Consider the following 24,537-nt stretch of genomic DNA (forward strand, 5'->3'; position numbering starts at 1 on the left):
CAATCGCGCCTTCCTGCGTTCTGGTTGAAAGGAGGATTGCATGGATGTCGTGATCGTCGACGACCAGGCTTCGGCCCGCACGATGTTGCGACACATCGTGCAGGACATCGGGCCACAGCTCGTCGTGCACGATTTCGGCGTGCCGCAAGCGGCGCTGGACTGGTGCGAGGACAACCGGCCCGACCTGCTGCTGCTGGACTACCGCATGCCGGGTATGGACGGGCTGGAACTGGCCAAGGCCTTCCGCAAGCCGCTGCGGAACCGGGATGTGCCCATCGTGCTGGTCACGGTGGTGGGCGACGAACCGGTGCGGCAGGCGGCGCTGGATGCCGGCGTGATCGATTTCCTGGTCAAGCCGATCCATCCGCGCGAGCTGCGCGCGCGTTGCCGCAACCTGCTGCAGTTGCGCCAGCAGTCGGAATCGATCAAGCAACGCTCGCTGTCGCTGGAGCAGCGGCTCCTCGCCAGCATGCACGAAGTCGAGGAACGCGAGCGCGAAACGCTGTCGCGGCTCGCGCGGGCCATCGAACTCCGCGACGCCGGCACCAGCGCCTTTCTCGAGCGCATGGCGCACATCGCCGGACTGATCGCGGAGGGGCTGGGGCTGCCGGAAGATCAGGTCCGCATGATCGAGTTGGCTGCGCCGCTGCACGACATCGGCAAGATCGCCATCCCCGACGCGATCCTGCTGAAGCCGGGCCCGCTGGACGCGGAGGAACGTGCGCGCATGCAGCAGCACCCGCGCATCGGCTACCAGCTGCTGCAGGACAGCCAGAGCCGCTTCATCCAGGCGGGCGCGCAGATCGCGCTGCGCCACCACGAACACTGGGACGGCAAAGGCTACCCGGACGGCTTGGCCGGCGAGGAAATCCCGATCGAGGCGCGGGTGACCACCGTGGCCGACGTGCTGGACGCCCTGCTGTCGCCGCGCCCGTACAAGGAGGCCTGGAGCATCGAGCGCTCGCTCGAATACATCGGCACGCAAAGCGGCGTGCTGCTGGATCCGGACTGCGTGCGCGCCCTGATGGACAACCTGCCGCAGCTGCACGGCATCTGCGAACGCTACTCCCATGTTCCGCTCCATCGTGACTGGCGTTGACCGCGTGCGCCAGGCCTTGGCCTGGGTGCGCCTGCGGTTGCGCGGGCGCGCGGACAGCGAGCATGCGCAGGTATTCGTGCGCATCGCGATCACCTTGCTGTTCTCCATCTATCTCGGCTGGAAGGTCGGCTGGGGCAACGACACCCCGGCGCTGTTCTCGACCTGGCTGATCCTGCTCGGCGAACTGGGCCTGTCGATCGGCCTGCTTGTCGCGATCCTCGCGGCGCCGCAGCCGTCGGAGCTGCGGCGCTGGCTGGGGATGCTGGCCGACTACGCGGCGATCGGCGGGGTCATGTACCTGCAGGGCGAATCGGCCTCCCCGCTGTACGCGGCGTACCTGTGGGTCACGATCGGCAACGGCATGCGCTACGGGCCGCGCTACCTGTACGCCTCCACCGCGCTGGCCACGCTGTCGTTCGGGGAGATGATGACGTTCACCCCCTACTGGCTGCAAAACCGCTACCTGTCCTGGGGACTGCTGCTGGGCCTGGTCGCGGTGCCGCTGTACTTCGCCGCCCTGCTCAAGGCGCTGACCGCCGCGATCGAGGAAGCCCGGCGCGCCAACCTGGCCAAGAGCCGCTTCCTCGCCAACATGAGCCACGAGTTCCGCACGCCGCTGAACGGGCTGTCGGGCATGTCGGAGCTGCTGGCGAGCACCCGGCTGGACGCGGAGCAGCGCGGCTACCTGGAAACCATCCAGGCCGCCAGCCGCTCGTTGCTGGCGCTGGTGGAGGACGTGCTGGACATCTCGGCGATCGAGGCCGGCAAGCTGCGGCTGAAGCAGGAAAGCTTCAACCTGCATGCCTTGCTGGAGCAGATCAACCTGATGCTGCGCCCCGAGGCGCGCTCGAAGCGGCTGGACTACGCGGTGACGGTCATGCCGGAAGTGCCGGTGCAACTGCGCGGCGACGCCCGCCACCTGCAACAGGTGCTGGTGAACCTGCTCAGCAACGCGATCAAGTTCACCGCGTCGGGCGAGGTCCACATGACGGTGGCGAAATCCGCCGTGGCCGGCGCGGGGCCGGTGCGCCTGCGCTTCACGGTGTCGGATACCGGCATAGGCATTCCCGTATCGGCGCGCGCGCGGCTGTTCGAGGCCTTCGAGCAGGTCGACAACAGCCTGGTTCGCAAGCACCAGGGCAGCGGGCTGGGTACCACGATCGCCAAGGGCCTGACCGAGGCCATGGGCGGATCGATCGGGTTCGAAAGCCACGAGAACGTCGGCAGCAGCTTCTGGGTCGAGCTGCCGTTCGATCTCGCCGCCGAGTCCGTACGCACAACCGACAGCGGCACAGCGCCGGCCGCGGACGCGCGCCTGTCGCCTGCGCCGTCGGCTGCGCACAACGTCATCGCGTTCGCCGATCCGTTCTCGCGCCATCGCGCGCGGATCAAGTCGGCCCGCGTGCTGGTCGCCGACGACCATGCCGCCAACCGCCTGCTCCTGCAGGGCGTGCTGCAGAAGGCCGGGCACCGGGTGATGACGGTGGAGGACGGCGAAGTCGCGCTCGATGCGCTGGTGGGCGGCGGCTTCGAGCTGGCGCTGCTGGACCTGCACATGCCGTCGCTGAGCGGGATCGACCTGCTGCGTCAGCTGCGCGTGATGGAAGCGGGCTCGCGCGCCCGTACCCCGGTGGTGATCATCAGCGCCGATGCCACCCCCGAATCGGCCCAGGCCTGCCGCAACGCCGGGGCCCGCGCGTTCATCACCAAGCCCTTTGCCGCCGGCAGACTGCTCGACGCCATTGCGGCGATCCTGAGCGGCGGAGACGGCGAGGCAGCGGACAGCCCGCAACCGGTCGCGCACGCCTCCTCCGCGGAAGTGCTGGACCCGTCGGTGCTGGACGAACTCGCGTCGCTCGGGATGGGCAAGGTCTTCGAAGCCGATTTCATCGGCCAGTGCATTACCGACGCGCGGGTGGCGCTGGCCAAGATGCGCCAGACCGGGGCGGAGGCCGACTGGGAACAGTTCCGCGAGCATGCCCACGCCATGAAGGGGATTGCCGGCAATCTCGGCCTGGTGCAGTGCGCCGGCTTGAGCGGCGCCCTGATGCGGATGACCGCCTTCGAGCTGGACCGCGACTGGCGGCGCCACTGCGAAAGCCTGACCCAGCGCCTGCACGAGGGCGAACAGGCGCTGCAAGCGCGCGGGAGCTGGCTACCCGCGCGCGAGGACAATCCGCAGCCGTCATGATCAGGCCTGCGCGGCGGTCGGTTCGCCATGCCGGCGGTACTGCGCGCGCACCAGCCGCTCCATGGTCCGCAGCGACTTCTCGCCGAGCTGCAGCGCGGTATCCACCCAGACCTCGGTGATCGCCATCATTTCTTCCAGGGTCACCGGTTGCGCCAGCGTCCGGACCCGATGCATGGCCATGCGCGCGTGCGGGATGCGGCGGTTGCCGCGGATGACTTCCTCGACCGCCTGCACGCCCTGCCCGCGCGGGGCCAGGACATCCACCAGACCCATCTTGTAGAGCTCTTCGCTGGACAGGATGTCGCCGCTCAGCATCAGCTGTTCGGCCCGATGCGGCGGGATGCGCTTGCACAGGAAGGAGTAGGCCCCCATCCCCGGGAACAGGTCGAACAGCACCTCCGGCAGCCCCATGCCGACGCCTTCCTCCGCCACGATGGTATGGCAGCTCAGCGCGACCTCGAAGCCGCCGCCCAGCGCATCGCCCTGCACCAGCGCGATGCTGTGCGCATCGGCATCGAGCCCGGCATGGAACGCATGCACGCCACGCACGCATTGCCGGGCGTAGGTCAGCAGGGCAGGACGGTTCTGGTGGCGGATCGCGTTGCAGAAGTATTCCAGGTCGCCACCGAGGTTGAACGCATCGCAGTCGGAAGCGAGCACCACGTGCCGCAGGCCGGCTTCGCCGAACATGCGCTCCCGGCGCAGGCGGTCGCCCAGGACGTTCTGGTACTGCAGGATGTCGGCAACCAGTGCCGGCTTGAAGCAGGCGCGGCCGGGCGAACTGGCCAGATCGGCGTGCATGTGGCACCAGTGCACGGCGGCATCGGCGCTCTCGGTGACGCGCAGGGTGGGGTAACGGGGGGCAGCAGCAAGCTTCTCGAGGATCGCGGTAGCCATGGTCGCTCCAGACGGGTGATGCCAGCCCGGGCCCCGTGGCCGGCGGGACACGGAAGGTACGTCAAGGGGGGCCCGGAGGCCTCTATGCACCCAAACGCCCGTGAGTGCAAGGAAACGCCCGGTACAGGGAGTTGCATGCACCGGATCGATGGCACGCTGCGTATCCAGCCGCGCCACGGCCGTCACGATCAGCCACTGGCCAGCATGTGATGCTTTGGTGAAGCCTGGCCCGCGCGTCAGCCACCCCGGCTTCGCCGAAGGCGTGGTGGTCAGCGCCGTAGGCAGCGGCGCGCACACACGCGGTTGCCGGTGAACTCGCGGTCGTGGGCAGCGTGGCTGGTGGTGAGCTACGCCAGCGTTGCGCCGCCGCGCTGATCAACCGTGCGCTGGTGCGAGCTCCTTCAGCGCCTGCTTCACCGCATCCGCCACGGCTTGCGGCTGATCCAGCTCGACGTCGTGCGAGCTGTCGGCCACCTTGCGCAGCACGCCACGGGCCGAGCTCGCCACGATGCGTCGCTGGGTCGCGTCGCGCGCCGCCTCCAGCCGCTTGCGCATGTCGGCGGGCGCGTCGGCATAGGTGCCCGCGGCCTGCAGCACCACCAGCGGCATGGTGCCGTGCGATTCGTTTGCAGGCACCGGCTGCGCGAACACCGACACGTTCTGCGCCAGTTCCGAGCGCAGCGTGTGCCAGAACGCCGGACGCAGCGTGCGCGCATGATTGGCCGCGGCGACCGCCTTGCTCTCCCATGGCGCCGGTTTGTCGATGCACTGCGCCAGCGCGGGCGACGGCCTGGCCAACTCGCCACGCTCGGCGGCAGCCTCGCAACCCGCGATGAACGCATCGCGCTGCTGGTCCAGCATCGCATCGTCCTTCATCCACTGCGCCGACATGAAACGAGCCAGGTCCTGAGCGGGCGGATCGACCAACACCAGCGCGGCGACCTCGCCGGGATACCCGCTGGCGTAGCGACGCACGATGTTGCTGCCCAGCGAATGGCCCACCAGCACCAGGGGCGTATGCAGATGGGCGGCTTCGACCAGCGCATGCAGGTCGGCCACGTCGGCGTCGAGCCCGCGCGGCAACGGCCCAGCATCGCTGAAACCATAGCCCGCACGGTCGTAGGAGCAGACGCGCGTCCGCGCTGCCAGCAGCGGCCGCACGCGGAACCAGCTCTCCGAATCAGCATGCGAGCCGGACTCCAGCAGCACGGTCATCGGCCCGCTGCCGCTGCAGCGCACGTTGAGGTAGCGGCCCTGGCCAATGGCGATACGCTGGCCCGGTTTGGCGTAGCTTTCCGGTGTCTTTGCGAGGGTCGCCGGCGCGGCCATCGCTGCGGTGGCCAACGGCAGCACCGTGCAGGTCGCGACCAGAGGTCCGAGGTGCCGGAGTTTCATGCGCGTCTCCCGTTGGGTTTGCCTTGGGACACGGGCGCGCAGGTGGAAGTTCGCGACTTGGAAATTTGTCGGCAAGCACCCAAGCGTGATCGCGGGTATCGAAATCCCCGAAAAACGTGAGCAGCGTCCTATCCGCGCAACCGCGGCACCCCGTGCTCGTCGCGCTCCTCGACCGCGATGGCGCTGGTGTCGATCACGCCAGCGGTCTGGCTGGCGGACTGGCGCACGGTTTCGCCGCGGGTCATGGCGAGCGCGTTGCGGTAGCAGCGTTGCGCTTGGGTAGCGTCGCCCTGGCCTTGCCAGGCATCGCCCAGCGCTTCCCACGCGCTCGCGCTTGGTGCCAGCGCCAGCGCGCGTTCGAGGTACTGGCGGGCCTTGCCCCACAGCTTGGCGCGCACGCAGATGCGGCCGGTGGCGAGCAGCAGGGCGGCGTCGTTGGGATGGGCATCGAGCCAGCCCTCGGCACGGCGCAGGCGGGCGTCGAGGTCGCCGCCGGCGAGCACGCCGTAGGCTTCCACCAGTTCCGGCGACCATTCGCGGCGCAGCGCGGATTCGAGTTCGTCCATCGCCGGCAGCACCAGGCCGAAGCCGGCGGCACGGCGGGCGTAGGCGTCGATCGCGGCGGGGGCGCGGCGCTGGGTCTTGGGCAGTTGCGACCACAGCGTGTTGAGCGCGGCCCCGTCGGGCGCCGTGTCGATGGCGGCGACCAGCACCCTCGCTTCCAGCGCGGTGTAGCCGCGCGTGCCCAGCGCGCCGCTTTTCTGCAGCGGTTCCAGCGCGGCGAGCGCGCGGCGGGTGTCGCCCGCAACCAGCGCGGAGAGCGCGAGTTCGCGCCAGCCGCCGGGCGGCAGCGCGCCCTTGTCGGCATCGGGCACCAGCAGGGCCAGCGCTTCGGCGGCCTTGCCGTCGCGGCGCAACACGCGGGCGCGCAGCACGCGCGCCGCCTGCGGTGCGGCCTGCGAAGCTTCGGCGAGGATTTCCAGCGCGCGGCCATGCTCGCCGCGGCGCGAGGCGGCTTCGGCGGAAGCCAGCAGAGCGACACCACGCAACGCATCCAGCCGCGAGGCGCGGTTGAGGTCGCGCTCGGCGTCGCCGTGGCGGCCCTCCATCAGCGCGATCAGGCCCTCGGCCAGCCGCTTGCGGCTGAGCCGGCGATGCCGCCGCGACAGCGCGCCGAATGGCCAGCGCAGCAGCCGCCACACCACGACGAGGACGGCCCAGGCCACCAGCAGGATGAGCAGGGCGGCGACCACCGTGGTCTCCACGCGCCAACCGCGCAGGCGCACCAGCACGTAGCCGGGATCGACCGCCACCCAGTGCCAGCCGAACGCCGCCAGCGCGGCGACGATCGCCAGCAGCAGGATCCAGCGCCACAGGCTCATCGCGCGGCTCCCGCAGCGTGCGCCGGCACTGTCGCGCTGGCGGCAGGCGCGGGGTTGTTCGACAGCGCATGCACTGCGCGCAGGTTGCGCAGTTCGGTGAGCGCGGCGCCGAGCTGCACCGGCGCGTTGTTCGGCGCAGCATCGATCAGCTGCCGCAACGTATTGCGTGCCTGCTGCACGGACTCGGCGTGCTCGTCAAACTGGCTGGCGAGCCCGGCGTCGGCGCGCTGCAGCGCCGTGGCGAAGGCCTTGGGATCGTGCGCGAGCAGCGCGGCCTGCGCCTGCGCGAGATCCAGCGCCAGCAGCTCGCGGGCGAAGCGCGCATCGGCCACCGCCAGCGGTGCGCCGTTGTCGCGCTGCACGCTGACCACGCCGGCCAGCGCGCGGCCGATGCGCGACCACGCACTGGTCGACGATGCGCTCGCCGGCGCGTCCAGCGGCTTCAGGGGCAGCGTGGGCAGCATGCCGCGCAGCGTGGTGAGCATGGCCAGCGCCTGGGCTTGGCCGGTCGGCTGGCTGGCGAGCAAGGCGCGACGTTCCGCCTCGATGCTCTGCCGCAAACCCGCGAACGCACTGTCGTTCACCGCAGCCAGCGCCTGTGCAGCCAGCGCATACGCCGCCGCCGCGCCCTGCGCGTCGTGGAACAGCTCGTAGCGTTCCCTGGCCATGCGCAGCAGCGACTCGGTCTCGTCGAGCAAGGTGGCGTCGCGCGCGGAAAGCGTGTTCTCGGAGAGCTTGCCCACCGCGTCTTCCAGTTGGCGCAGGCGATCGCCCTGCGACTGCTGCGCAGCCTGCAACGAGCGGTCGAGCTGGTCGGCGGCATCCAGGCGCTGGGCGAGGCTTGCACCACCGCCTTTCAGGCTATCCAGCTTGTGCTCCAGAGCATTTACACGGTTGAGCAGATCCATCGTGCTCAGCACGGCCGTGTCGACGCCAACTTTCTGCTGCCACTGGCGCCAACCCACGTAACCGGCTGCGAGCAAGGCCAGCAAGGCCAGCAGCAGCGCCAGCGCGATGCTGCCGCCGCGAGGGGCGGCGTCGCGCGAGGCGGGTTTCGTGGCACGCGGCGTGGACGCAGGCGTGGCGGACGGTGCGGGCTCGTGTTCGCTCATGCCCGGCATGCTAACAGGCAGGCCCGGGACGTTCGTTGCAAGGCCGTGAAACGATCAGCGCAACGCCGCGGCCCTGAGCAGATCGGCGGCAAGCGCGGACTCGGCCTGCACGATGCGCGCGAAACCCGCCATGCGTGCCGCCTTCGCCAGTCGCGCGCTGCTGGTCACGGCCACCGCCGCGCGCAGGCGCGCCAGTGCCGGCAGCGGCAAGAAGTTGACGAGGTTCTGCAGTGCCTCGACGCTGGAAAGCAGCACACGCGCCGAACGCGGCAGCGCCAGCACGGCATCGACATGCCGGCTATCCAGCCGCGGCGGCACGCGGCGATACACCTGCACTTCGCGCAGACGCGCGCCGCGTGCGGCCAGTTGCTCGCGCAGCATGCCGCGACCGCCGGGCGCGCCGACCAAGGCCACGCGCCGGCCGCGCAAGACCTGCGTGGCCGGCAGGTCGAGCAGGCCTTCGCTGTCCTGTCGCGACGGCGCCTGCGCGGACACGCCATGCCGGCGCAACGCCTGCGCCGTGCCCTGCCCCACCGCCAGCACCGCGGCCTTCGTGCGCAACGGCGCCAGGGCGGCGGCGAAACGCACGGCGGCGGGACTGGTAAACACCAGTACGTCATCGCCCAGCGCGGCGCGCATCGCCGCACGCAGATCCGTGCCATCCGTCGCGCCACGCAGCGACAGCCCCGGCAACAGCAGCGGCACGCCGCCGCACGCACGCACGCGCCCTGCCAGCGCGACGGCGGTGCCGGCCGGGCGGGTGATCACGACCACGCGACCAAGCAACGCCGGCGACTTGCTTGCACTTGAGGAAACCACGCGCGCCCCACATCTGCATGATTCGGCCAGCCCGCAGTGTAACGGCTGCCATCGCCAGCCCATGGACAGTCCGTGAACCCATCGCCCGTGAACCCAGGCACCGACGCCGCGCACGACCTGGTGCGCTTCATCCGCGACAAGATCCCGCTGGCGCAGGCGATGGAGCTGGAACTTCAGGCGCACGACGATGACCTGCTGGTGCTGGGCGCGCCGCTGGCGCCGAACGTCAACGACAAGGGCTGCGCGTTCGGCGGCAGCCTGGTGAGCCTGATGACGCTGTGCGGCTGGGGCCTGGTGGAACTGGCATTGCGTCGGCTGGGCCACGACTGCGACGTGTACGTGGGCGAATCCATGGTGCGCTACCTGCAGCCGGTGTGGGGGGACTTCGATGCCGAGGCGCGGCTGGCGGAAGGCGCGGACTGGGCCACGTTCTTCGACACCTTGCGTGCGCGCGGCAAGGCGCGCATCGAGTTGGCCTGCCGCGTGCCTGGCACGGACGGCCAGCCCGCCGCCACGCTGACCGCCCGTTTCGTGGCCAAGCGCCGCGATTGAAACTCCCCGATTGAAGCGGCGCGCCCGCCGCCGCAGAATGGGGCGGCTCCCCGGGGGATAACACCGCATGCGCCGCATCTTGCTTCCGCTCATCGCCAGCACCGTCCTGCTGCTCGCCGGCTGCGCCGCCAACACGCGCAACGACGCCCTGACCTCCACGCTCACCGCCTACGGCAACGCGGTGCGCTGGAACGGCCTGCAGAGCGCGCTGCAGTTCGTCGATCCCGCGGTGCTCAAGGCACATCCGCCCACCGATCTCGATCTGGCGCGCTACCGGCAGGTCACGGTGAGCGACTACGACGACGGCGCCGGCCCGGTGCCGCTGGGCGAGAACGAAGTGCAGCAGACCGTGCAGATCCGCCTCATCAACATCCACACCCAGGCCGAGCGCGGCATCACCGCGCGCCAGGTCTGGCGCTACGACGAGAAGCTGAAGCATTGGTGGCTGGAAAGCGGCCTGCCGGACATCCGGCAGGACTGATGGCGGGCGAAGCTCATGGCGGCAACGGATGTCCGTATAATCGCCGGTTTGACCGTACCGGCGCGACTGTCGCGCCCCGTGGACCCGACATGCAAGATTTCCTGCACAAGCTGCCCCAGTTCATCGGCAACCATGCGGCGCTGGCCGCGCTGTTCGCGATCCTGCTGATCGCGCTGATCGTGGTGCAGGTCGGCCTGCTGTTCGGCAAGAGCAAGGAGCTGACGCCGGCCGGCCTCACCCAGCTGATCAACCGCGACAGCCCGCTGCTGATCGACCTCTCGGCGATCGCCGACTTCGAGAAGATGCACGTGCCCGGCGCGCGCCACGTCCTGATGAGCCAATTCGACCCCGAGCACAAGGACCTGGCCAAGGCCAAGGAACTGCCGGTGGTGGTGATGGACAAGGACGGCCGCGGCAACTCGGTGAAGGCCTCGCAGCGCCTGGTCAAGGCCGGTTTCCAGAAGGTCTACACGCTGGGCGGCGGCGTACTCTCCTGGCACGCGGCGCAGCTGCCGGTGGCGAAGGGCAACAAATAGGCACGTCGCAGGAACGGCTGCAGGAGCGGCTTCCGCCGCGATTCCTCAGCCGGTCGCGGCTGAAGCCGCTCCTACAGGTGGAAACCCGCGCGTTTGGCGATGATCTGCGCCAGCACGTCCGGCGCGTAGTCGAACGAGTCGTAGTACAGCCGCTCCTCCGGCAAGGCCGCCGCCACGAAGCGATGGCGCGCGATGTCGATCATCGCGGGCGGTCCGCTCATGTAGACGTCGTGCGCCGACAGATCCGGGTGATCGGCCAGCACCGCCTCGTGCACCAGCCCCGTGCGCAGCGGCGCGGCGGCGTCCGGCGCCACGTCGGACAACACGGCATGGAAACGCAACTGCCGCGCCTGTCGCTGCCACTGTTCGATCTGCGGCAACAGGTACAGGTCCGCCGCATGGCGCGCGCCCCAGTACACATCCATCGCCCGGCGCGTGCCCAGCGCGAGGAAGTGCTCGACGATCGCCTTCACCGGCGCGATGCCGGTGCCGCCAGCCACGAAGATCATCGGCCGCTCCGAATCCTCGCGCGCCACGAAGGTGCCCAACGGCCCCTCGATGCGCAGCGTGTCGCCCACCGCGAGCCCGTCGGCCACCCGCGAGGTGAAGCCGCCGCCGGCGACATGGCGCACGTGCAGTTCGATCGTGCCGTCCGGCTGCGGCCCGTTGGCGATCGAGAACGGCCGGCGCCGGTCCTCGTCCAGCAGCACGTCGAGGTACTGCCCCGGCAGCCATTGCAGGCGCGGCTCGCCGTCGACGGGCTCCAGGTGCAGGCCGGTCACGTCGGGCGCCAGCGTGTGCTTCCCGGCCACGCGCACGGTGAGCCGGCGGCGCACGATGTCCTCCACCGAAGCGACTTCGCGCGCCGCCAGCAGCAGGTCGCTGGCCGGCACCGCCTGGCACAACAGCACGGCGTGATGGGCGCGCTCGTCCGCATCCAGCGCCAGCGGCGGGTTGCGCGGGTAGTCGCAGCGACCGGCCAGCAAGGTGGCCTTGCAGCTGCCGCAGACGCCGGCGCGGCAGGAATATGGCAAGGCGATGCCGGCGCGCTGCGCGGCTTCCAGCACGGTTTCGCCCGCGGCCACGTCGAAGCGACGGCCGGTGCTTTGCAGGGTGACGGTGTACACGCGCACATTGTCGCCGCGATGGCCCCAGCCGACAATGCGACTTTCCTCGCGGACTAGGGACAAACATGGGCATCTGGCAGCAGGACATCGACCTTGCGCACATCAACGCGTGGAGCGAAAACACGCTGATGGCGGTGCTGGGCATCCGCATCACCGAGATCGGCGAGGATTGGCTGCGCGGCACGATGCCGGTGGACGCCCGTACCCACCAGCCCTACGGCCTGCTGCACGGCGGCGCCTCGGTGGCGCTGGCCGAGACGCTGGGCAGCACCGCGGCGATGCTCACGCTCGATCCGGCGAAGTTCCGCGCGGTGGGTCTGGAGATCAACGCGAATCACGTGCGCGGCGTGCGCGAAGGCACGGTCACCGGCACCGCGAAGGCGCTGCACACCGGCCGCAGCACCCAAGTGTGGGAAATCCGCATCGAGGACGAGCGGCAACGGCTGGTGTGCGTGTCGCGCATCACCATGGCGGTGGTGCCGGCCGACGTGGTGGCGCCGCATTGAACGAAACGCCTTATGCGGGCCTCACCCCCGACCTCGTGCTCGACGCCGTGGCTGCCTGCGGGCTGTGGCCGGACGGACGACTGCTGGCGCTGAACAGCTACGAGAACCGCGTATGGCAGGTGGGCATCGAGGATGCCGTGCCGGTAATCGCGAAGTTCTACCGCCCCGGCCGCTGGAGCGATGCGGCGATTCTCGAAGAGCACGCCTACGCGCGTGAGCTGGCCGACGACGAGGTGCCGATGGTGGCGCCGCTGGTGTTCGCTGGCCGCAGCCTGCGCGAGCACGGCGGCTACCGCTACGCGTTGTCGCCGCGGCGCGGTGGCCGCGCGCCCACGCTGGAGTCGCGCGAGCAGCTGGAATGGCTGGGTCGCCTGCTCGCCCGCCTCCATGCAACAGGCGCGCGGAAGGCCTTCGCGCATCGCGGCGTGCTGGATCGCGCCACGCTGATCGCGCAGCCGGTGCAGGCGGTGCTGGCCTCCGACCTGTTGCCCGCACATCTGCACGCCGCCTACCGCAACGCAACGCAACGGCTCGACACCGCGGTGGCCGCGCGCCTCGATGCCGTGGGCCCCGTACGCACGCTGCGCCTGCACGGCGACTGTCATCCCGGCAACATCCTGTGGACCGATGCCGGCCCGCACTTCGTCGACCTCGACGATGCGCGCACGGGTCCCGCGGTGCAGGACTTGTGGATGCTCGCCAGCGACGACGCGGCGATGCGCGCGCTGCTGGACGGCTACACCCAGCTGCGCGATTTCGATCACGCCGAACTCGCGCTGGTACCCGCACTGCGCGCGATGCGCCAGCTGCACTACGCGGGCTGGATCGCCCAGCGCTGGCACGATCCCGCCTTCCCCGCCGCGTTCCCGTTCGCGGCCGAGGCGCGCTGGTGGGACGAGCACATCGCCGACCTGCACGAGCTGGCCGACGCGCTCGAAGCGTGATGGAATGGTGGCAGGGGGAGCAGTCATGACGAAAATCCGCGTGACTCACTGGTTGGTGCGTGCCACCTGCATGTCGCTCGGCCTGGGTGCCGTGCTCGGCATCATCATCGGCATCGATGCGTTGGGCTCACCTACAACGTCGCCCGTGCTTGGCACCATCACCGTGCTGATCTATCTGGCCATCGGCGCAGCGGCCGTAGGCCTGTGGTTTGGAGAAGAGCTCGGACTGCGCGCGACTCGCCTGCTGCTGATCGCGCAGGTACCCATCGTGCAGTCGACCAGCTTCAGTTATCTGTTCTACACCGGCGCAAGCTTCCTGATATACGTCGGCAGCGAGTTCGGCCTGAATGGCTTCATTGGCTCGGCCTATGTCCTGCAAGTTCATCCTCACGGCACATCGAGCGCCGGTTACCTTGTCGGAGTCAATCTGCTTGCCATCGCCATGCTGACGATCCTGAGCCGTGTCGACTTGATGCCATTCAGCTCATCACCCCCACCGCCATTCAAATAAAAGAGTTGCGTAGCAAGAACTTTCATCCATACGTCCAGGCAGGCATGCTTAGGCCGAGTTCTCTTTTGGGCACGACCATGAAACGATCCCGCACCGCCGCCCTGCTGCTGATGGGCAGCGCCCCGCTGCTGCTGACCGCGTGCAACTCCGATTCGGAGGCCTCGCGCCAAGGCCTGTACACCTCGGTCGAGGCCTGCGTGGCGGCGACCAACGACAGCGCCACCTGCCAGCAGGCGTTCGCCAAGGCCCAGCAGGAGGCGACCACCGAAGCGCCGCGCTTCGCCAACCGCGCGGAATGCGAGGCGAACTATGGCGCGGACAAGTGCGCGGAACGCAACGACGGCGGCGGCCACTCGTTCTTCGGCCCGATGATGACCGGCTTCTTCCTGTCGCAGATGCTGCGCAACGGCACGGCCGCCAGCGGCTTCAACAGCGCGCCGGCGTTCCGCGACAGCAATGGCGGCTGGCAGCGCCCGGCCGCGGATGGTGGCACCGGCGGCGTGTACCGCGGCGGCACCGGCACCGCGATGATGCCGATCAGCGCCACGCCTGATCGCGCGGTGACGGTGAGCCGCGGCGGCTTCGGCGAATCCGCCGGCAGTCGCGGCGCCGGCGGCTGATGCGACGCGTCGCCTGTGCCGAGCGCGCCGACTGGCGTGCGAAGGCCGCCGCCTGCGGTTTCGGCTTCCACACCATCGACGATGCGCCGTACTGGGACGAGACGGCGTATTACGCATTCAGTCTGCGCGAGATCGAGCGCGACATCGAGGCATCCACCGAGGAACTGCACGCGATGGCGCTGGACATGGTCGGGCGCGTGGTGGGCAGCGAACGCGACATGGAAAGACTGGCCATCCCGGAGGGCTTCCGCGACTGGATCGCGGCGAGCTGGCGCGAGCGCGCGCCGCACCTCTACGGCCGCATGGATTTCGCCTACGACGGCACCGGCCCCGCGAAGCTCTACGAGCTCAACTACGACACGCCCACCTCGCTGTTCGAAGCGGCGTTCTTCCAGTGGCAATGGCTGGAGGATGGTCTCGCGGCAGGCGCGTTGCCGGCCGGCGCCGACCAGTTCAACTCGATCCAGGAATCGCTGGTGGAGGCGTTCGGCACGATCGCCCGCTCCATCGCGCGGCCATTCCGGCTCGCCGCCGTGCGCGGCTCTACGGAAGACCAGGGCACCGTGGCCTACCTGCGCGACTGCGCGCTGCAGGCCGGCATCGATGGCGAGCAGCTGGCGATCGAGGACATCGGCGTCACCGCCGACGGCCGCTACACCGACCTCGACGACCAGGTGATCGGCTGCCTGTTCAAGCTGTACCCGCTGGAGGACTTGTTCCGCGAATCCTTCGGCCAGTACCTGCCACGCTCCGGCCTGCAGCTGATCGAGCCGCCGTGGAAGGCCATCCTCAGCAACAAGGGCATCCTGCCGCTGCTGTGGGAGGCACACACTGGCCACCCCAACTTGTTGCCGGCGACGTTCGACGACGGCGGCGAACTGCCGCGCGGCTGGGTGCGCAAGCCGCTGCATTCGCGCGAGGGCGCCAACGTCGCGATGCGGCTCCCGGACGGCCGCGAACTCGCCACCGGCGGCCCCTACGGCGGGCCATGCATCCGCCAGGCCTGCCAGCCGCTGGGCGCATTCGACGGCCGCTATCCGCTGATCGGCAGCTGGGTGGTGGGCGACCGCGCCTGCGGCATGGGGCTGCGCGAGGATGCCACGCCGATCACGAAAGACAGCGCCAGCTTCGTGCCACATGTGATCGTGGAAGAAGCACGCGGCGTATTGATCGCGTAAGCTGCGCGCTTTTCCAGAAGGGACGCCACGTGCGCCAGATCCTGTTCCGCCTGATCGGCATCCTCGAAGTGGCCGGCGGCGGCTACGGCATGATCCAGATGCTGTACCGCCTGCTGCCGTTCCGCGCGCACGACGGCATCGTCGCGCTGATCGGCCTGGCGCTGTATGCCTTCGTGCTGGTGGCGGGCGTGCTGCTGCTGGAGAACAGCGAGCGTGGCGTACGTTGGTCGGGCTGGGCGCAACTGCTGCAGCTGCCGCTGATCGCCACGCCGGTGTTCAGCTGGGCGCTGCACTGCGGCGGTTACGTCAACGTGTTCACCACGCTGCACCTGCCGCCGCACCTGGGGCTGGCCGCGCACTTCGGCAGCCAGGCCTTCGTGCTCGCCGTCGGCGGCCCCGCCGCCGCCCACCTGGGCATCAACCTGCTGGCGCTGCTGTCCTGGCTGGCATTGAAGCTGCGTTGATCGCCGTGGAGGAGCGGCCGTAGGAGCGGCTTCAGCCGCGATTCCTCGCGCCACGGTCGCGGCTGAAGCCGCTCCTACAATTTCCGCGCGGGATGCTCAGCCGAACACGATGCTGGCGATCGCGCCGTTCGCGTCGGTGCGCGGACGCATCGACACCTCCCAGCCGTACAGTTCGCACAGCCGGCGCACGATGGCGAGGCCCAAGCCTGCGCCGCTGCCGCCCGCGCCTTCGCCGCGCACGCCGCGCTGGAACAGCTTCTCGGCATCCTCCGGCTTGATGCCGGGGCCGGTGTCGATCACCTCGATGCGGCCCGCGCCCACCTCGACGCGCACCGTGCCCTCCAGCGTGTACTTGATCGCGTTGCCGATCAGGTTGGTGAGCGCCACCGACAGCACCGAGGCCGGCGCGTTGACGCTGACCGGCTCGTGCGCCGCCAGTTCGATCTCCAGCGGCTTGCCGCGCACCTGCGGCCGCTGGCTCTCGATCACGTCGGCGGCGACCTTGGCCACCTCGGTGGTCTCGCCGCGGGTGGGGCCGCGCCGCTCGGCGCGCGACAGCAACAGCAACGCCTCGATCAGCTCGGTGGCCTGGCGCGAGGCGCGCTCGATGCGCTTCAGCCGCTCGGCGAGCTTGGGCGTGAGATCCGGCGAGCCCTGCAGCAGCTCGGTCGTGCTGGCGATCACCGCCAGCGGCGTGCGCAGCTCATGGCTGACATCGGAGTTGAACTCGCGGTCGCGCTCCACCATCGCGGTGAGCCGCGCAGCGTATTCGTCCAGCGCGTGCGCCAGCTCGCCCACCTCGTCGTCGGCGAAATGCTGCGCCAGCGGCTCGGCCTTGCCGGCCTTGCGGAAATCGCGCAGGCGGTTCGCCAGCAGGGTCACCGGCTTGAGCACCTTGCGCGACAGCCACAGGCCGATCGCCAGCGACAACAGGCTGAACAGCAGCACCACCGCGATCAGCGAAGTGACCAGTTGGCGCTTGCCCAGCTCCTCGCGGCCCACGTCGTAGCGCACGAAACCGATGATGCCGTCCTTGCGCCGCACCGCCAGCTTGTAGTGGCGCAGCACGCCGTTGGCGTCGGTCTCGGTGATGTCGTGCACGCCGGTGCCAAGGTTCTGCCAAGCCAGCGGCATCTTGTAGAGCGTGCGGTCGCTCTTGATCCAAGCCTGGATCAGTTCCGAACTGACCGACTGGTCGGGATGCGCGATGACCTTGTCGACCGCCTGATCGACGTCGTGCTGCAGCGCCGACACCACCAGTTGGTCTTCCACCTTGGAGCGCACGTACAACGAGGCGACGGCGAACAGCACGCTGAGGCCGAAACCGAACAGCGCGAAGGAGAGGACGAGACGGAAACGGAGCTTACGCCTGGACTGCATCCGGCTCGACCATCCTGTAGCCGATACCGTGCCGCGTGTGGATCAGCGGCTTGTCGAAGGGTTTGTCGATCGCCGCGCGCAGGCCGTGGATGTGCACGCGCAGGGAATCGGAGTCGGGCAGCTCCTCGCCCCACACCTTCTGTTCCAGGTCCTGCCGCGTCACCACCGAAGGACTGGCTTCCATCAGCGCCTGCAGCAGCTTCAGGCCGATCGGGTTGAGCTGGATCGCCTTGCCCGCGCGGCTCACGGTGAGCGTGTCGAGGTTGTAGGTGAGGTCGGCCACCTTGAGCACGCGGCTCTGCGGGCCCTTGCCGCGGCGCGCCAGCACTTCCAGCCGTGCGGAAAGTTCCTGCAACGCGAACGGCTTGGTCATGTAGTCGTCGGCGCCGGACTCGAAGCCGGTGAGCTTCTGCTCCAGCGCGTCGCGCGCGGTGAGCATCAGGATCGGCGTCTGCTTGTGCGCCTCGTGGCGCAGCTTCTTCGCCACCTCGAGCCCGTCCATGCCGGGCAGGGTGAGGTCGAGCACGATCACGTCGAAGTCGTGCACCACCGCCAGGTGCAGGCCGGTGACGCCGTCGCCGGCGAAGTCCACCACATGGCCACGATCTTCCAGATAGTCGCCGATATTGGTCGCGATGTCGCTGTTGTCTTCGATCACCAGTACGCGCATGCGCTGCTCCATGGTGTCACCGGCGGCACGGGCCGGCCCAGCCGCAAGCTTAACATTTGCGGCACTGATAACTCGCGGTCAGCCGGCTCCGGCCTGAATGACTGCATCCGGGAAAACTCGCCCAAGAAAAAACCCGGATGTGCCGGCTGGTCGCCGCCGCATCCGGGCTCAGGGCTCGTCCCGTTACCGCCATCCACCGTCGTCGAACCTCACGGCACGCTTCGGGCAAATCGACAGCGGAATCGTTTATAGAAGCTTGGGGGTTAGGACCGGGTTAACCCCCGCGTGCGACATTCATGTCGCGTTTGTCTTGCCGCGTCGTGCGACACGTGGCGTGTCGCCCACCCGCGTCTGCAGCAGCTCGATGATCGCACCGGCCACGTCCACGCCGGTAACCGCCTCGATGCCTTCCAGCCCCGGCGAGGCGTTCACCTCCAGTACCAGTGGCCCGCGTTCCGAACGCAGCAGGTCGACGCCGGCCACGCCCAGGCCCAGCGCTTCGGCGGCGCGCACGGCAATGCGCTTCTCGGCCGCGCTCAGCTTCACCGCCACCGCGCTGCCGCCGCGATGCAGGTTGGCGCGGAAATCGCCCGCGCTGGCCTCGCGCTGCATCGCCGCCACCACCTTGCCGCCGACCACGAAGCAGCGCAGGTCGCAGCCCTTCGCCTCGGCGATGAACTCCTGCACCAGGAAGTTCGCGTACAGGCCGCGGAACGCCTCGATCACGCTCTGCGAGGCGCTGCGCTTCTCGGCGAGCACCACGCCGTTGCCCTGGCTGCCCTCGTTGAGCTTGATCACGTGCGGCGGCTCGCCAAGCATCGCGAGCAGGTCCTCGGTGTCGTCGGGGTTGTCGCCGAATACCGTGACCGGCATCGCGATGCCCTGCGCGGCGAGGATCTGCAGGCTGCGCAGCTTGTCGCGCGCGCGCAGCACCGCATCGGAGGAGTTCGGCGTGTACACGCCCATCGTCTCCAGCTGGCGCAACACCGCGGTGCCGTAGAACGTGCTCTGCGTGCCGATGCGCGGGATCGCCGCGTCGATGTCGCGCACCGGCTTGCCCTTGTAGCGCATCGCCACGTGTCCTGGCGCGATGCGCACGTAGCAGCGCAGCGGGTCGAGCACACGCACCACGTGGCCACGCGCGCGCGCCGCGTCCACCAGCCGCTGGGTCGAGTACAGGCGCGTATTGCGCGAGAGGATGGCGATCTTCATGGATGATCCGTGGCCGCCAGCGGCAGCCGGGGCTGGGTGTAGGCGCGCGCGGGGTCGACCGCGAAGCGCCCGTGCAGGGCGCTGCGGCCGAGCAGCATGGGAAACAGCATGTGCTGCCGATCGGTCAGGTTGATGTCGGCATCGAAGCGCCGCCCGGCCAAGAGGATCTCGCTGCGGATGAACCAGCGCTCGGTGCGGTGGCCGCCGGTGTCGGTGACCACGCGCCGGTCCAGCGCGCGCGCCTCGCAATGCACCGCGTCCGCCGGATGCCGCCCGGCGCGCACGGTGAAGCGCAGCCACACCGCGCCGTCGCGCAGGAAGCTGTCCAGCGTTTCCACATGCAGCGCGCTGCTGCGCGCGCCGGTATCGAGCTTGGCCTTGAGCTGGGCGATGCCGAGTTGCGGCAGCGCCAGCCGTTCGCGCCAGCCCAGTACGGTCGGACCCGGCATGATCGGCTCCGGCACGAGCGGACTCGGAGTGATCGGATCCGTCATCGGTGTCGGCGCGCTCGCTGGGGTGGCGATATGGGGCGGCAGGCCATGGCGGGGAAGCCATGGAGCGGGTGAAGGGAATCGAACCCTCGTCAGTAGCTTGGGAAGCTACAGCTCTACCATTGAGCTACACCCGCATCGGCCGGCGGATGGTAACCCGGGAAACGGCGCGGTGGGAATCGCCGCCCGGCCGCACCGGCATGAACCGTCGCCGGCCGCTGGATATCCGCCCGCTGAACCATGGTCGCGGTCGCCGCGAAAACTAAGCCGGCCCTAATCCCGACCGTAGGCATAATCGGACCGTCAATGCACGTCGCGCAGCGTGCCTTGGGACGGCCACCGCCGCCGCTCGCGTTGCGCCTGGAACCGGGAGACTCCGATGCGTGTGCTTGCTTCCCTGCTTGCTTCGTGGCGCCACGTCGGCCGAGCGCTGGCTGTGCTGCTGCTGTGTGCCGTGGCCGCGCTGGCCCAAGCGCAATCCGCCGACGACAGCGACGCCGCGCCGCCGGACCGCGTGGCGCGGCTGTCGTACATCGCCGGCGACCTCGGCTTCCTGCCCGCCGGCAGCCAGGACTGGGCCAGCGCCGACCTCAACCGGCCGCTGACCACCGGCGACCGCCTCTCCACCGGCGACGGCTCGCGTGCCGAACTGGAACTGGGCGGCGGCGTGTTGCGCATGGCCGGCGGCACCGACTTCGGCCTGCTCAACCTCAACGACAACCTCGCCCAGGTGGAGCTGACCCAGGGCGCGCTGAACCTCAGCGTGCGCCGCCTCGACCAGGGCCAGAGCTACGAGATCGACACGCCCACGCTGGCACTGGTAGTCACCAGCCCCGGCACCTTCCGCGTGGACGTGGACAACGGCGGCAACGGCACCCGCGTCACCGTGTTCGACGGCCAGGCCACGGTCTACGGCGAGAACAACGCGCAGCACGACGTTTTCCAGGGCCGCAGCTACCAGTTCGACGACGCCTCGCTGGCGGCGCTGACGGTCAGCGACATCGGCGGCGGCGACGCCTTCGACGCGTGGAGCAGCGAGCGCGACCAGCGCTACGCACGATCGCAGACGCGTCGCTACGTATCCGACGACGTGGTCGGCTACCAGGACCTCGACCAGTACGGCAGCTGGCAGAGCAGCCCCGACTACGGCGCGGTCTGGTACCCCAGCCAGGTGCCGACGGACTGGGCGCCGTACCGCGACGGCCACTGGGCCTATGTCGCGCCGTGGGGCTGGACCTGGGTGGACGATTCGCCGTGGGGCTTCGCGCCGTATCACTACGGCCGCTGGGCGTACATCCGCGGTGCCTGGGGCTGGATCCCCGGACCGGTCGTGGCACGCCCGGTGTATGCGCCGGCACTGGTGGCCTTCGTGGGCGGCGGCGGCTGGAGCGTGTCGGTCGGCATCGGCGGCGGCGCGCCGGTGGGCTGGTTCCCGCTCGGCCCCGGCGAGGTCTACAACCCGTGGTACCACTGCGACCGCGACTACTACCGTCGCGTCAACGTCACCAACATCTACGTGCACAACACCGTCTACCGCACCACGGTGATCAACAACATCAACAACCAGTACAACTACTACCGCGAGGGACGTGCGCCGCAAAACCAGCGCTACGCGAACCGTGCCGCGCCGCGCGGCTTCACCGCGGTGTCCGGCACGGCCTTCGCCGGCGGCCAGCGCGTGCAGCGCGGCCTGCTGCGCGTCGACCCGCGCCAGCTCGCCGCCGCACCGGTGCTGGCCCGCGGCGTGAGCGCGCTGCGCCCGGCCCCGCGCAGCGTGGCGCCGCCGCGCGGGCCGCAGGCGCGACCGCTGCCCACCGCCGACTTCCGCCGCAACGTGGTGGCGCGCACGCCGCCGCCGCGCGCACTGCCCGCGGTGCATCCGAGCTTCGCTCCGGCGACCGCGCGCCAACCGCAACGCACGGCCACGCCGTTCGCGAACGTGCGCGTGCTGAACGGCCGTGGCGTGCCGCGCCCGGTCGCCGCGCCGCAGCCCGAGGCGGCCCGCGCCGTCCCGCCACAACCGCGCATGATGCGCGCCCCGAATGCCCCCGCTGGCCAGCCGGACGTGCGCCGTGCGGAACCGGCCCCGGCGCAGGCCGGCGCCCTGCCCTCGGCGCGCTTCGCCCATCCGCGCAGCGACGAGCGCAGCCTGCCCGCGGTCGAGCCGATCCGCCGCGCGACGCCAACCGAATCGCGCCAGGCACCGCGACCGGGCGTGAGCTACATCGCCGGCCCGGAGCAACCGGCGCGCCCGCAACCGGACTACCGCAACGAACGCCCGGCCAGCACGCTGCCGCAGCCGCCGCGCTTCGAACGCGCGCCGCAGCCCGCCGCGCCGGTCGAGCGCGCTCCCGCGCCGGCCTACGTGCCACCGCGCGAACAGCCTCACCAGCCGCAGCGCGCCGAACCGATGCGCGAAGCCGCGCCGCCGCGTTTCGAACGGGCGGACAACCCGCCACAGCCGGCATACCAGCCGCCGCGCGAGTACGCCCGGCCGACCTACCAGCCACAGCCGCGCTACGAACAACCGCAACCTCGCTACGAGGCGCCCCGCCCCGCCGCGCAATCGCAGCAGCACGCCGAACCGGCGCGCAAGCCCCCGCCGCCGCGCAAGGATGAGCAGCAGCACTGAGGCATGCCGCCGCCGCTGGCGCCGCGATCCGGCGCCAGCGGCTACAATGGGCGCATGCAGATCACGCTCAACGGCCAGCCGCGCGATTGCGCTCCCGCCACCACCATCGCCCAGCTGCTGGAAACCGCTGGCTACGGCGGTCGGCGCGTGGCGGTGGAGTTGAACCGCGAGATCGTGCCGCGCGGCCAGCACGCCAGCCGCACCCTCGCCGACGGCGACCAGCTCGAGATCGTGCACGCGATCGGCGGAGGGTGAACGCGTGCGCCTGGCTGATGCCTTGAAGGGCATCAGCCGCACGAGCGACGAGGTGCGCAAGAGCGCACCCGAACGCCGCAGGCGGCCCGCAGGGAGAGCGCCAGGGATGGCGCGAATCACGCCCGAGGCAGGAGCCAAGGGCCGGGTTGCTTGGCGAGCGCAGGATGCGCGAGGTTAGCAACATCGTCCATCCGCGCAGCGGATGAATCCCAGGTTCCTCAAACCGACTTTCATATTCCCCATGAACCTCAAGACCCTCGACATCGCCGACCCGCTGGTCATCGCCGGCAAGAGCTACGCCTCGCGCCTGCTCACCGGCACCGGCAAGTACAGGGATTTCGACGAGACCCGCGCGGCCTCGCAGGCGGCCGGTGCGGAGATCGTCACGGTAGCGATCCGCCGCGTGAACATCGGCCAGGACGCGAACACGCCCAGCCTGCTCGACGTGCTGCCACCGGACGAATTCACCCTGCTGCCGAACACCGCCGGCTGCTACAACGCGGCCGACGCCGTGCGCACCTGCAAGCTGGCGCGCGAACTGCTGGACGGCCACAAGCTGGTGAAGCTGGAGGTACTGGGCGACCAGCGCACGCTGTTCCCCGACGTGGTGGAAACGCTGAAGGCTGCCGAAGAACTCGTCGCCGACGGCTTCGACGTGATGGTCTACACCTCGGACGACCCGATCCTGGCGAAGAAGCTGGAGCAGATCGGCTGCGTGGCGGTGATGCCGCTGGCCGCGCCGATCGGCTCGGGCCTCGGCATCCAGAACCGCTACAACCTGCTGGAGATCGTGGAGAACGCGAAGGTGCCGATCATCGTCGACGCCGGCGTGGGCACCGCCTCCGACGCCGCGGTGGCGATGGAGTTGGGTTGCGACGGCGTGCTGATGAACACCGCCATCGCCGGCGCGACGGACCCTGTGCTGATGGCCCACGCGATGAAGCTGGCGATCCAGGCCGGCCGCGCCGCGTTCAAGGCCGGCCGCATCCCGCGCAAGCGCTACGCCTCGGCCTCCAGCCCGATCGACGGCACCATCGGCTGACCTGCCTTGCTCCCCTCTCCCTTCGGACGCGGGGAAGGGCCATGGATGGCCCTGCCTTGAGGAGCGAGGAAGAGGGGTTGGGGGAGAGGGTTCGGCCGAAGCGCGCCACAGCCGTTTCGCGCAGATCTGGTCCACGGCTCTCCGCTCCGCCCGCACCCTCACCCGCCTGCCGGCACCCTCCCCCGGAGGGAGAGGGATTCACTCGACACGTTTCGCCTGACATGACCGACCATCCCGTCCCCGAACATCTCCGCCGCATCCGCAGCTTCGTGCTCCGCGAAGGCCGCATGACGCCGGCGCAGCAGCGCGCCTTCGACGAGCACTGGTCGCGCTTCGGCATCGACTACACCGGCGGCGCGCAGGACTACGCCGCGCGCTTCGGTCGGCTCGCGCCGCTGGTGCTGGAAATCGGCTTCGGCAACGGCGAGGCACTGGCCTGGGCCAGCGAGCACGACCCGGCGCGCGACTACCTCGGCGTGGAAGTGCACGGCCCCGGCGTGGGCCGGCTGATGAACGCACTGGCCGCGCGCGACGCGCGCAACGTGCGCCTGTACAAGCACGACGCGGTGGAGGTGCTGGCGCACGAGATCGCGCCGGGCACGCTGGCCGAGGCGCGCATCTGGTTCCCCGACCCCTGGCACAAGAAGCGCCACAACAAGCGCCGCATCATCCAGCCGGCGTTCGTCGCCTTGCTCGCCTCGCGCATGGCGCCCGACGGCCTGCTGCACCTGGCTACCGACTGGCAACCCTATGCCGAGCACATGCTGGAAACGATGGAAGCCGCGCCCGACTGGCGCAATGCCCTCACTCCCGGCCAGTACGCCGAGAAGCCGGATTGGCGCATCGAGACCCACTTCGAGCGGCGCGGCTTGAAGCTGGGGCATGGCGTGTGGGATCTGCTGTACCGCGCTTCAATGAAATGAAAGCCACGCCGCCCTCTTGGGCGGCGTCTCGTTTGCCCCCTCTCCCGCATGCGGGAGAGGGTTGGGGAGAGGGAGGCATTGCGGAGGCCCGCGCTCGAAACAAGCAACATCGCAACCC

At 69.8% G+C, this 24,537-nt stretch carries 25 protein-coding genes and 1 tRNA gene; 15 read left to right on the top strand and 11 right to left on the bottom strand.

Features of this window, described 5'->3' with window-relative positions; genetic code table 11:
* The first annotated feature begins 40 nt into the window (after window positions 1-40).
* Window positions 41-1,099, top strand: coding sequence for a two-component system response regulator (locus tag B0E52_RS16495; RefSeq protein ID WP_077485617.1), 1,059 nt, complete (start codon window positions 41-43; stop codon window positions 1,097-1,099).
* Window positions 1,100-1,103: 4 nt separating this feature from the next.
* The gene (locus B0E52_RS16500) at window positions 1,104-3,290 is read left to right on the top strand and encodes an ATP-binding protein (protein WP_077485619.1); all 2,187 of its coding nucleotides are present in this window, start codon (window positions 1,104-1,106) and stop codon (window positions 3,288-3,290) included.
* Here the strand turns inward: B0E52_RS16500 and B0E52_RS16505 are convergent, their stop codons facing one another.
* The 5 genes from B0E52_RS16505 to B0E52_RS16525 all read right to left on the bottom strand — a co-directional run bounded on the left by B0E52_RS16505 (window position 3,291) and on the right by B0E52_RS16525 (window position 8,844).
* Window positions 3,291-4,187, bottom strand: a complete 897-nt coding sequence (locus B0E52_RS16505) for a crotonase/enoyl-CoA hydratase family protein (protein ID WP_077485620.1) — start codon at window positions 4,185-4,187, stop codon at window positions 3,291-3,293.
* A gap of 375 nt (window positions 4,188-4,562) precedes the next feature.
* Window positions 4,563-5,582 (bottom strand): alpha/beta hydrolase, encoded by a 1,020-nt coding sequence (locus B0E52_RS16510; protein WP_077485621.1) that lies wholly within the window; start codon window positions 5,580-5,582, stop codon window positions 4,563-4,565.
* 128 nt (window positions 5,583-5,710) lie between these two features.
* Window positions 5,711-6,964, bottom strand: a complete 1,254-nt coding sequence (locus tag B0E52_RS16515) for a heme biosynthesis HemY N-terminal domain-containing protein (protein ID WP_077485623.1) — start codon at window positions 6,962-6,964, stop codon at window positions 5,711-5,713.
* Window positions 6,961-8,076, bottom strand: coding sequence for a uroporphyrinogen-III C-methyltransferase (locus tag B0E52_RS16520; RefSeq protein ID WP_254426849.1), 1,116 nt, complete (start codon window positions 8,074-8,076; stop codon window positions 6,961-6,963). The genes B0E52_RS16515 and B0E52_RS16520 overlap by 4 nt, the downstream gene beginning before the upstream one ends.
* A 54-nt stretch (window positions 8,077-8,130) precedes the next feature.
* Window positions 8,131-8,844, bottom strand: a complete 714-nt coding sequence (locus B0E52_RS16525) for a uroporphyrinogen-III synthase (RefSeq protein WP_254426850.1) — start codon at window positions 8,842-8,844, stop codon at window positions 8,131-8,133.
* 123 nt (window positions 8,845-8,967) lie between these two features.
* On the opposite strand from B0E52_RS16525, the gene B0E52_RS16530 reads away from it, so the two are divergent.
* The 3 genes from B0E52_RS16530 (at window position 8,968) to B0E52_RS16540 (ending at window position 10,464) form a co-directional block, all read left to right on the top strand.
* Window positions 8,968-9,447, top strand: coding sequence for a YiiD C-terminal domain-containing protein (locus tag B0E52_RS16530; RefSeq protein WP_256363992.1), 480 nt, complete (start codon window positions 8,968-8,970; stop codon window positions 9,445-9,447).
* A 67-nt stretch (window positions 9,448-9,514) separates the two neighbouring features.
* Complete coding sequence (locus B0E52_RS16535) at window positions 9,515-9,928, top strand: hypothetical protein (RefSeq protein WP_077485627.1); 414 nt, start codon at window positions 9,515-9,517, stop codon at window positions 9,926-9,928.
* 89 nt (window positions 9,929-10,017) lie between these two features.
* Complete coding sequence (locus B0E52_RS16540) at window positions 10,018-10,464, top strand: rhodanese-like domain-containing protein (RefSeq protein WP_077485629.1); 447 nt, start codon at window positions 10,018-10,020, stop codon at window positions 10,462-10,464.
* A gap of 71 nt (window positions 10,465-10,535) precedes the next feature.
* Here B0E52_RS16540 and B0E52_RS16545 read toward each other — a convergent pair whose 3' ends face one another.
* Window positions 10,536-11,591 (bottom strand): 2Fe-2S iron-sulfur cluster-binding protein, encoded by a 1,056-nt coding sequence (locus B0E52_RS16545; protein WP_077485655.1) that lies wholly within the window; start codon window positions 11,589-11,591, stop codon window positions 10,536-10,538.
* A gap of 65 nt (window positions 11,592-11,656) precedes the next feature.
* Between B0E52_RS16545 and B0E52_RS16550 the strand changes: the two genes are divergently transcribed.
* From B0E52_RS16550 to B0E52_RS16575, 6 genes are all read left to right on the top strand, one after another.
* On the top strand, window positions 11,657-12,097 hold the full coding sequence (locus B0E52_RS16550; protein WP_077485631.1) for a hotdog fold thioesterase: 441 nt from the start codon (window positions 11,657-11,659) through the stop codon (window positions 12,095-12,097).
* Complete coding sequence (locus B0E52_RS16555; protein WP_077485633.1) at window positions 12,094-13,041, top strand: serine/threonine protein kinase; 948 nt, start codon at window positions 12,094-12,096, stop codon at window positions 13,039-13,041. The genes B0E52_RS16550 and B0E52_RS16555 overlap by 4 nt, the downstream gene beginning before the upstream one ends.
* Window positions 13,042-13,066: 25 nt before the next feature.
* A complete protein-coding gene (locus B0E52_RS16560; RefSeq protein ID WP_077485635.1) occupies window positions 13,067-13,552 on the top strand; it encodes a hypothetical protein in 486 nt (161 codons plus the stop codon).
* Between the two features lie 77 nt (window positions 13,553-13,629).
* Window positions 13,630-14,172, top strand: a complete 543-nt coding sequence (locus B0E52_RS16565; protein WP_077485637.1) for a DUF1190 domain-containing protein — start codon at window positions 13,630-13,632, stop codon at window positions 14,170-14,172.
* Complete coding sequence (locus tag B0E52_RS16570) at window positions 14,172-15,350, top strand: glutathionylspermidine synthase family protein (RefSeq protein WP_077485639.1); 1,179 nt, start codon at window positions 14,172-14,174, stop codon at window positions 15,348-15,350. Before B0E52_RS16565 ends, B0E52_RS16570 begins: the two co-directional genes overlap by 1 nt.
* 29 nt (window positions 15,351-15,379) lie before the next feature.
* Window positions 15,380-15,814 carry a hypothetical protein gene (locus B0E52_RS16575; protein ID WP_077485641.1) on the top strand — a complete coding sequence of 145 codons (435 nt, stop codon included), beginning with the start codon at window positions 15,380-15,382 and terminating at the stop codon, window positions 15,812-15,814.
* Between the two features lie 96 nt (window positions 15,815-15,910).
* On the opposite strand, the gene B0E52_RS16580 is transcribed toward B0E52_RS16575, so the two are convergent.
* From B0E52_RS16580 to B0E52_RS16600, 5 genes are all read right to left on the bottom strand, one after another.
* Window positions 15,911-17,194: a HAMP domain-containing sensor histidine kinase gene (locus tag B0E52_RS16580; RefSeq protein WP_077485643.1), complete on the bottom strand. Its 1,284-nt coding sequence runs from the start codon at window positions 17,192-17,194 to the stop codon at window positions 15,911-15,913.
* On the bottom strand, window positions 17,178-17,864 hold the full coding sequence (locus B0E52_RS16585; protein WP_077485657.1) for a response regulator transcription factor: 687 nt from the start codon (window positions 17,862-17,864) through the stop codon (window positions 17,178-17,180). Before B0E52_RS16585 ends, B0E52_RS16580 begins: the two co-directional genes overlap by 17 nt.
* Before the next feature lie 294 nt (window positions 17,865-18,158).
* Window positions 18,159-19,076 carry a 30S ribosomal protein S6--L-glutamate ligase gene (gene rimK / locus B0E52_RS16590; RefSeq protein WP_077485645.1) on the bottom strand — a complete coding sequence of 306 codons (918 nt, stop codon included), beginning with the start codon at window positions 19,074-19,076 and terminating at the stop codon, window positions 18,159-18,161.
* On the bottom strand, window positions 19,073-19,525 hold the full coding sequence (locus B0E52_RS16595) for a RimK/LysX family protein (RefSeq protein ID WP_077485659.1): 453 nt from the start codon (window positions 19,523-19,525) through the stop codon (window positions 19,073-19,075). Before B0E52_RS16595 ends, rimK begins: the two co-directional genes overlap by 4 nt.
* Before the next feature lie 105 nt (window positions 19,526-19,630).
* Window positions 19,631-19,704: transfer RNA gene (locus B0E52_RS16600), tRNA-Gly, on the bottom strand.
* Window positions 19,705-19,946: 242 nt separating this feature from the next.
* Between B0E52_RS16600 and B0E52_RS16605 the strand changes: the two genes are divergently transcribed.
* The 4 genes from B0E52_RS16605 to trmB all read left to right on the top strand — a co-directional run bounded on the left by B0E52_RS16605 (window position 19,947) and on the right by trmB (window position 24,419).
* Entirely contained in the window at window positions 19,947-22,199 is a 2,253-nt protein-coding gene (locus B0E52_RS16605; RefSeq protein ID WP_077485647.1) for a FecR family protein, read from the top strand.
* Between the two features lie 54 nt (window positions 22,200-22,253).
* Complete coding sequence (gene thiS / locus B0E52_RS16610) at window positions 22,254-22,454, top strand: sulfur carrier protein ThiS (RefSeq protein ID WP_077485661.1); 201 nt, start codon at window positions 22,254-22,256, stop codon at window positions 22,452-22,454.
* Window positions 22,455-22,695: 241 nt separating this feature from the next.
* Window positions 22,696-23,496 (top strand): thiazole synthase, encoded by an 801-nt coding sequence (locus B0E52_RS16615; RefSeq protein WP_077485649.1) that lies wholly within the window; start codon window positions 22,696-22,698, stop codon window positions 23,494-23,496.
* A 221-nt stretch (window positions 23,497-23,717) separates the two neighbouring features.
* On the top strand, window positions 23,718-24,419 hold the full coding sequence (gene trmB, locus B0E52_RS16620; protein WP_077485651.1) for a tRNA (guanosine(46)-N7)-methyltransferase TrmB: 702 nt from the start codon (window positions 23,718-23,720) through the stop codon (window positions 24,417-24,419).
* Window positions 24,420-24,537 lie beyond the last annotated feature (118 nt).

Source organism: Rhodanobacter sp. C06 (genome assembly GCF_002001105.1).
Lineage (GTDB): Bacteria > Pseudomonadota > Gammaproteobacteria > Xanthomonadales > Rhodanobacteraceae > Rhodanobacter_A.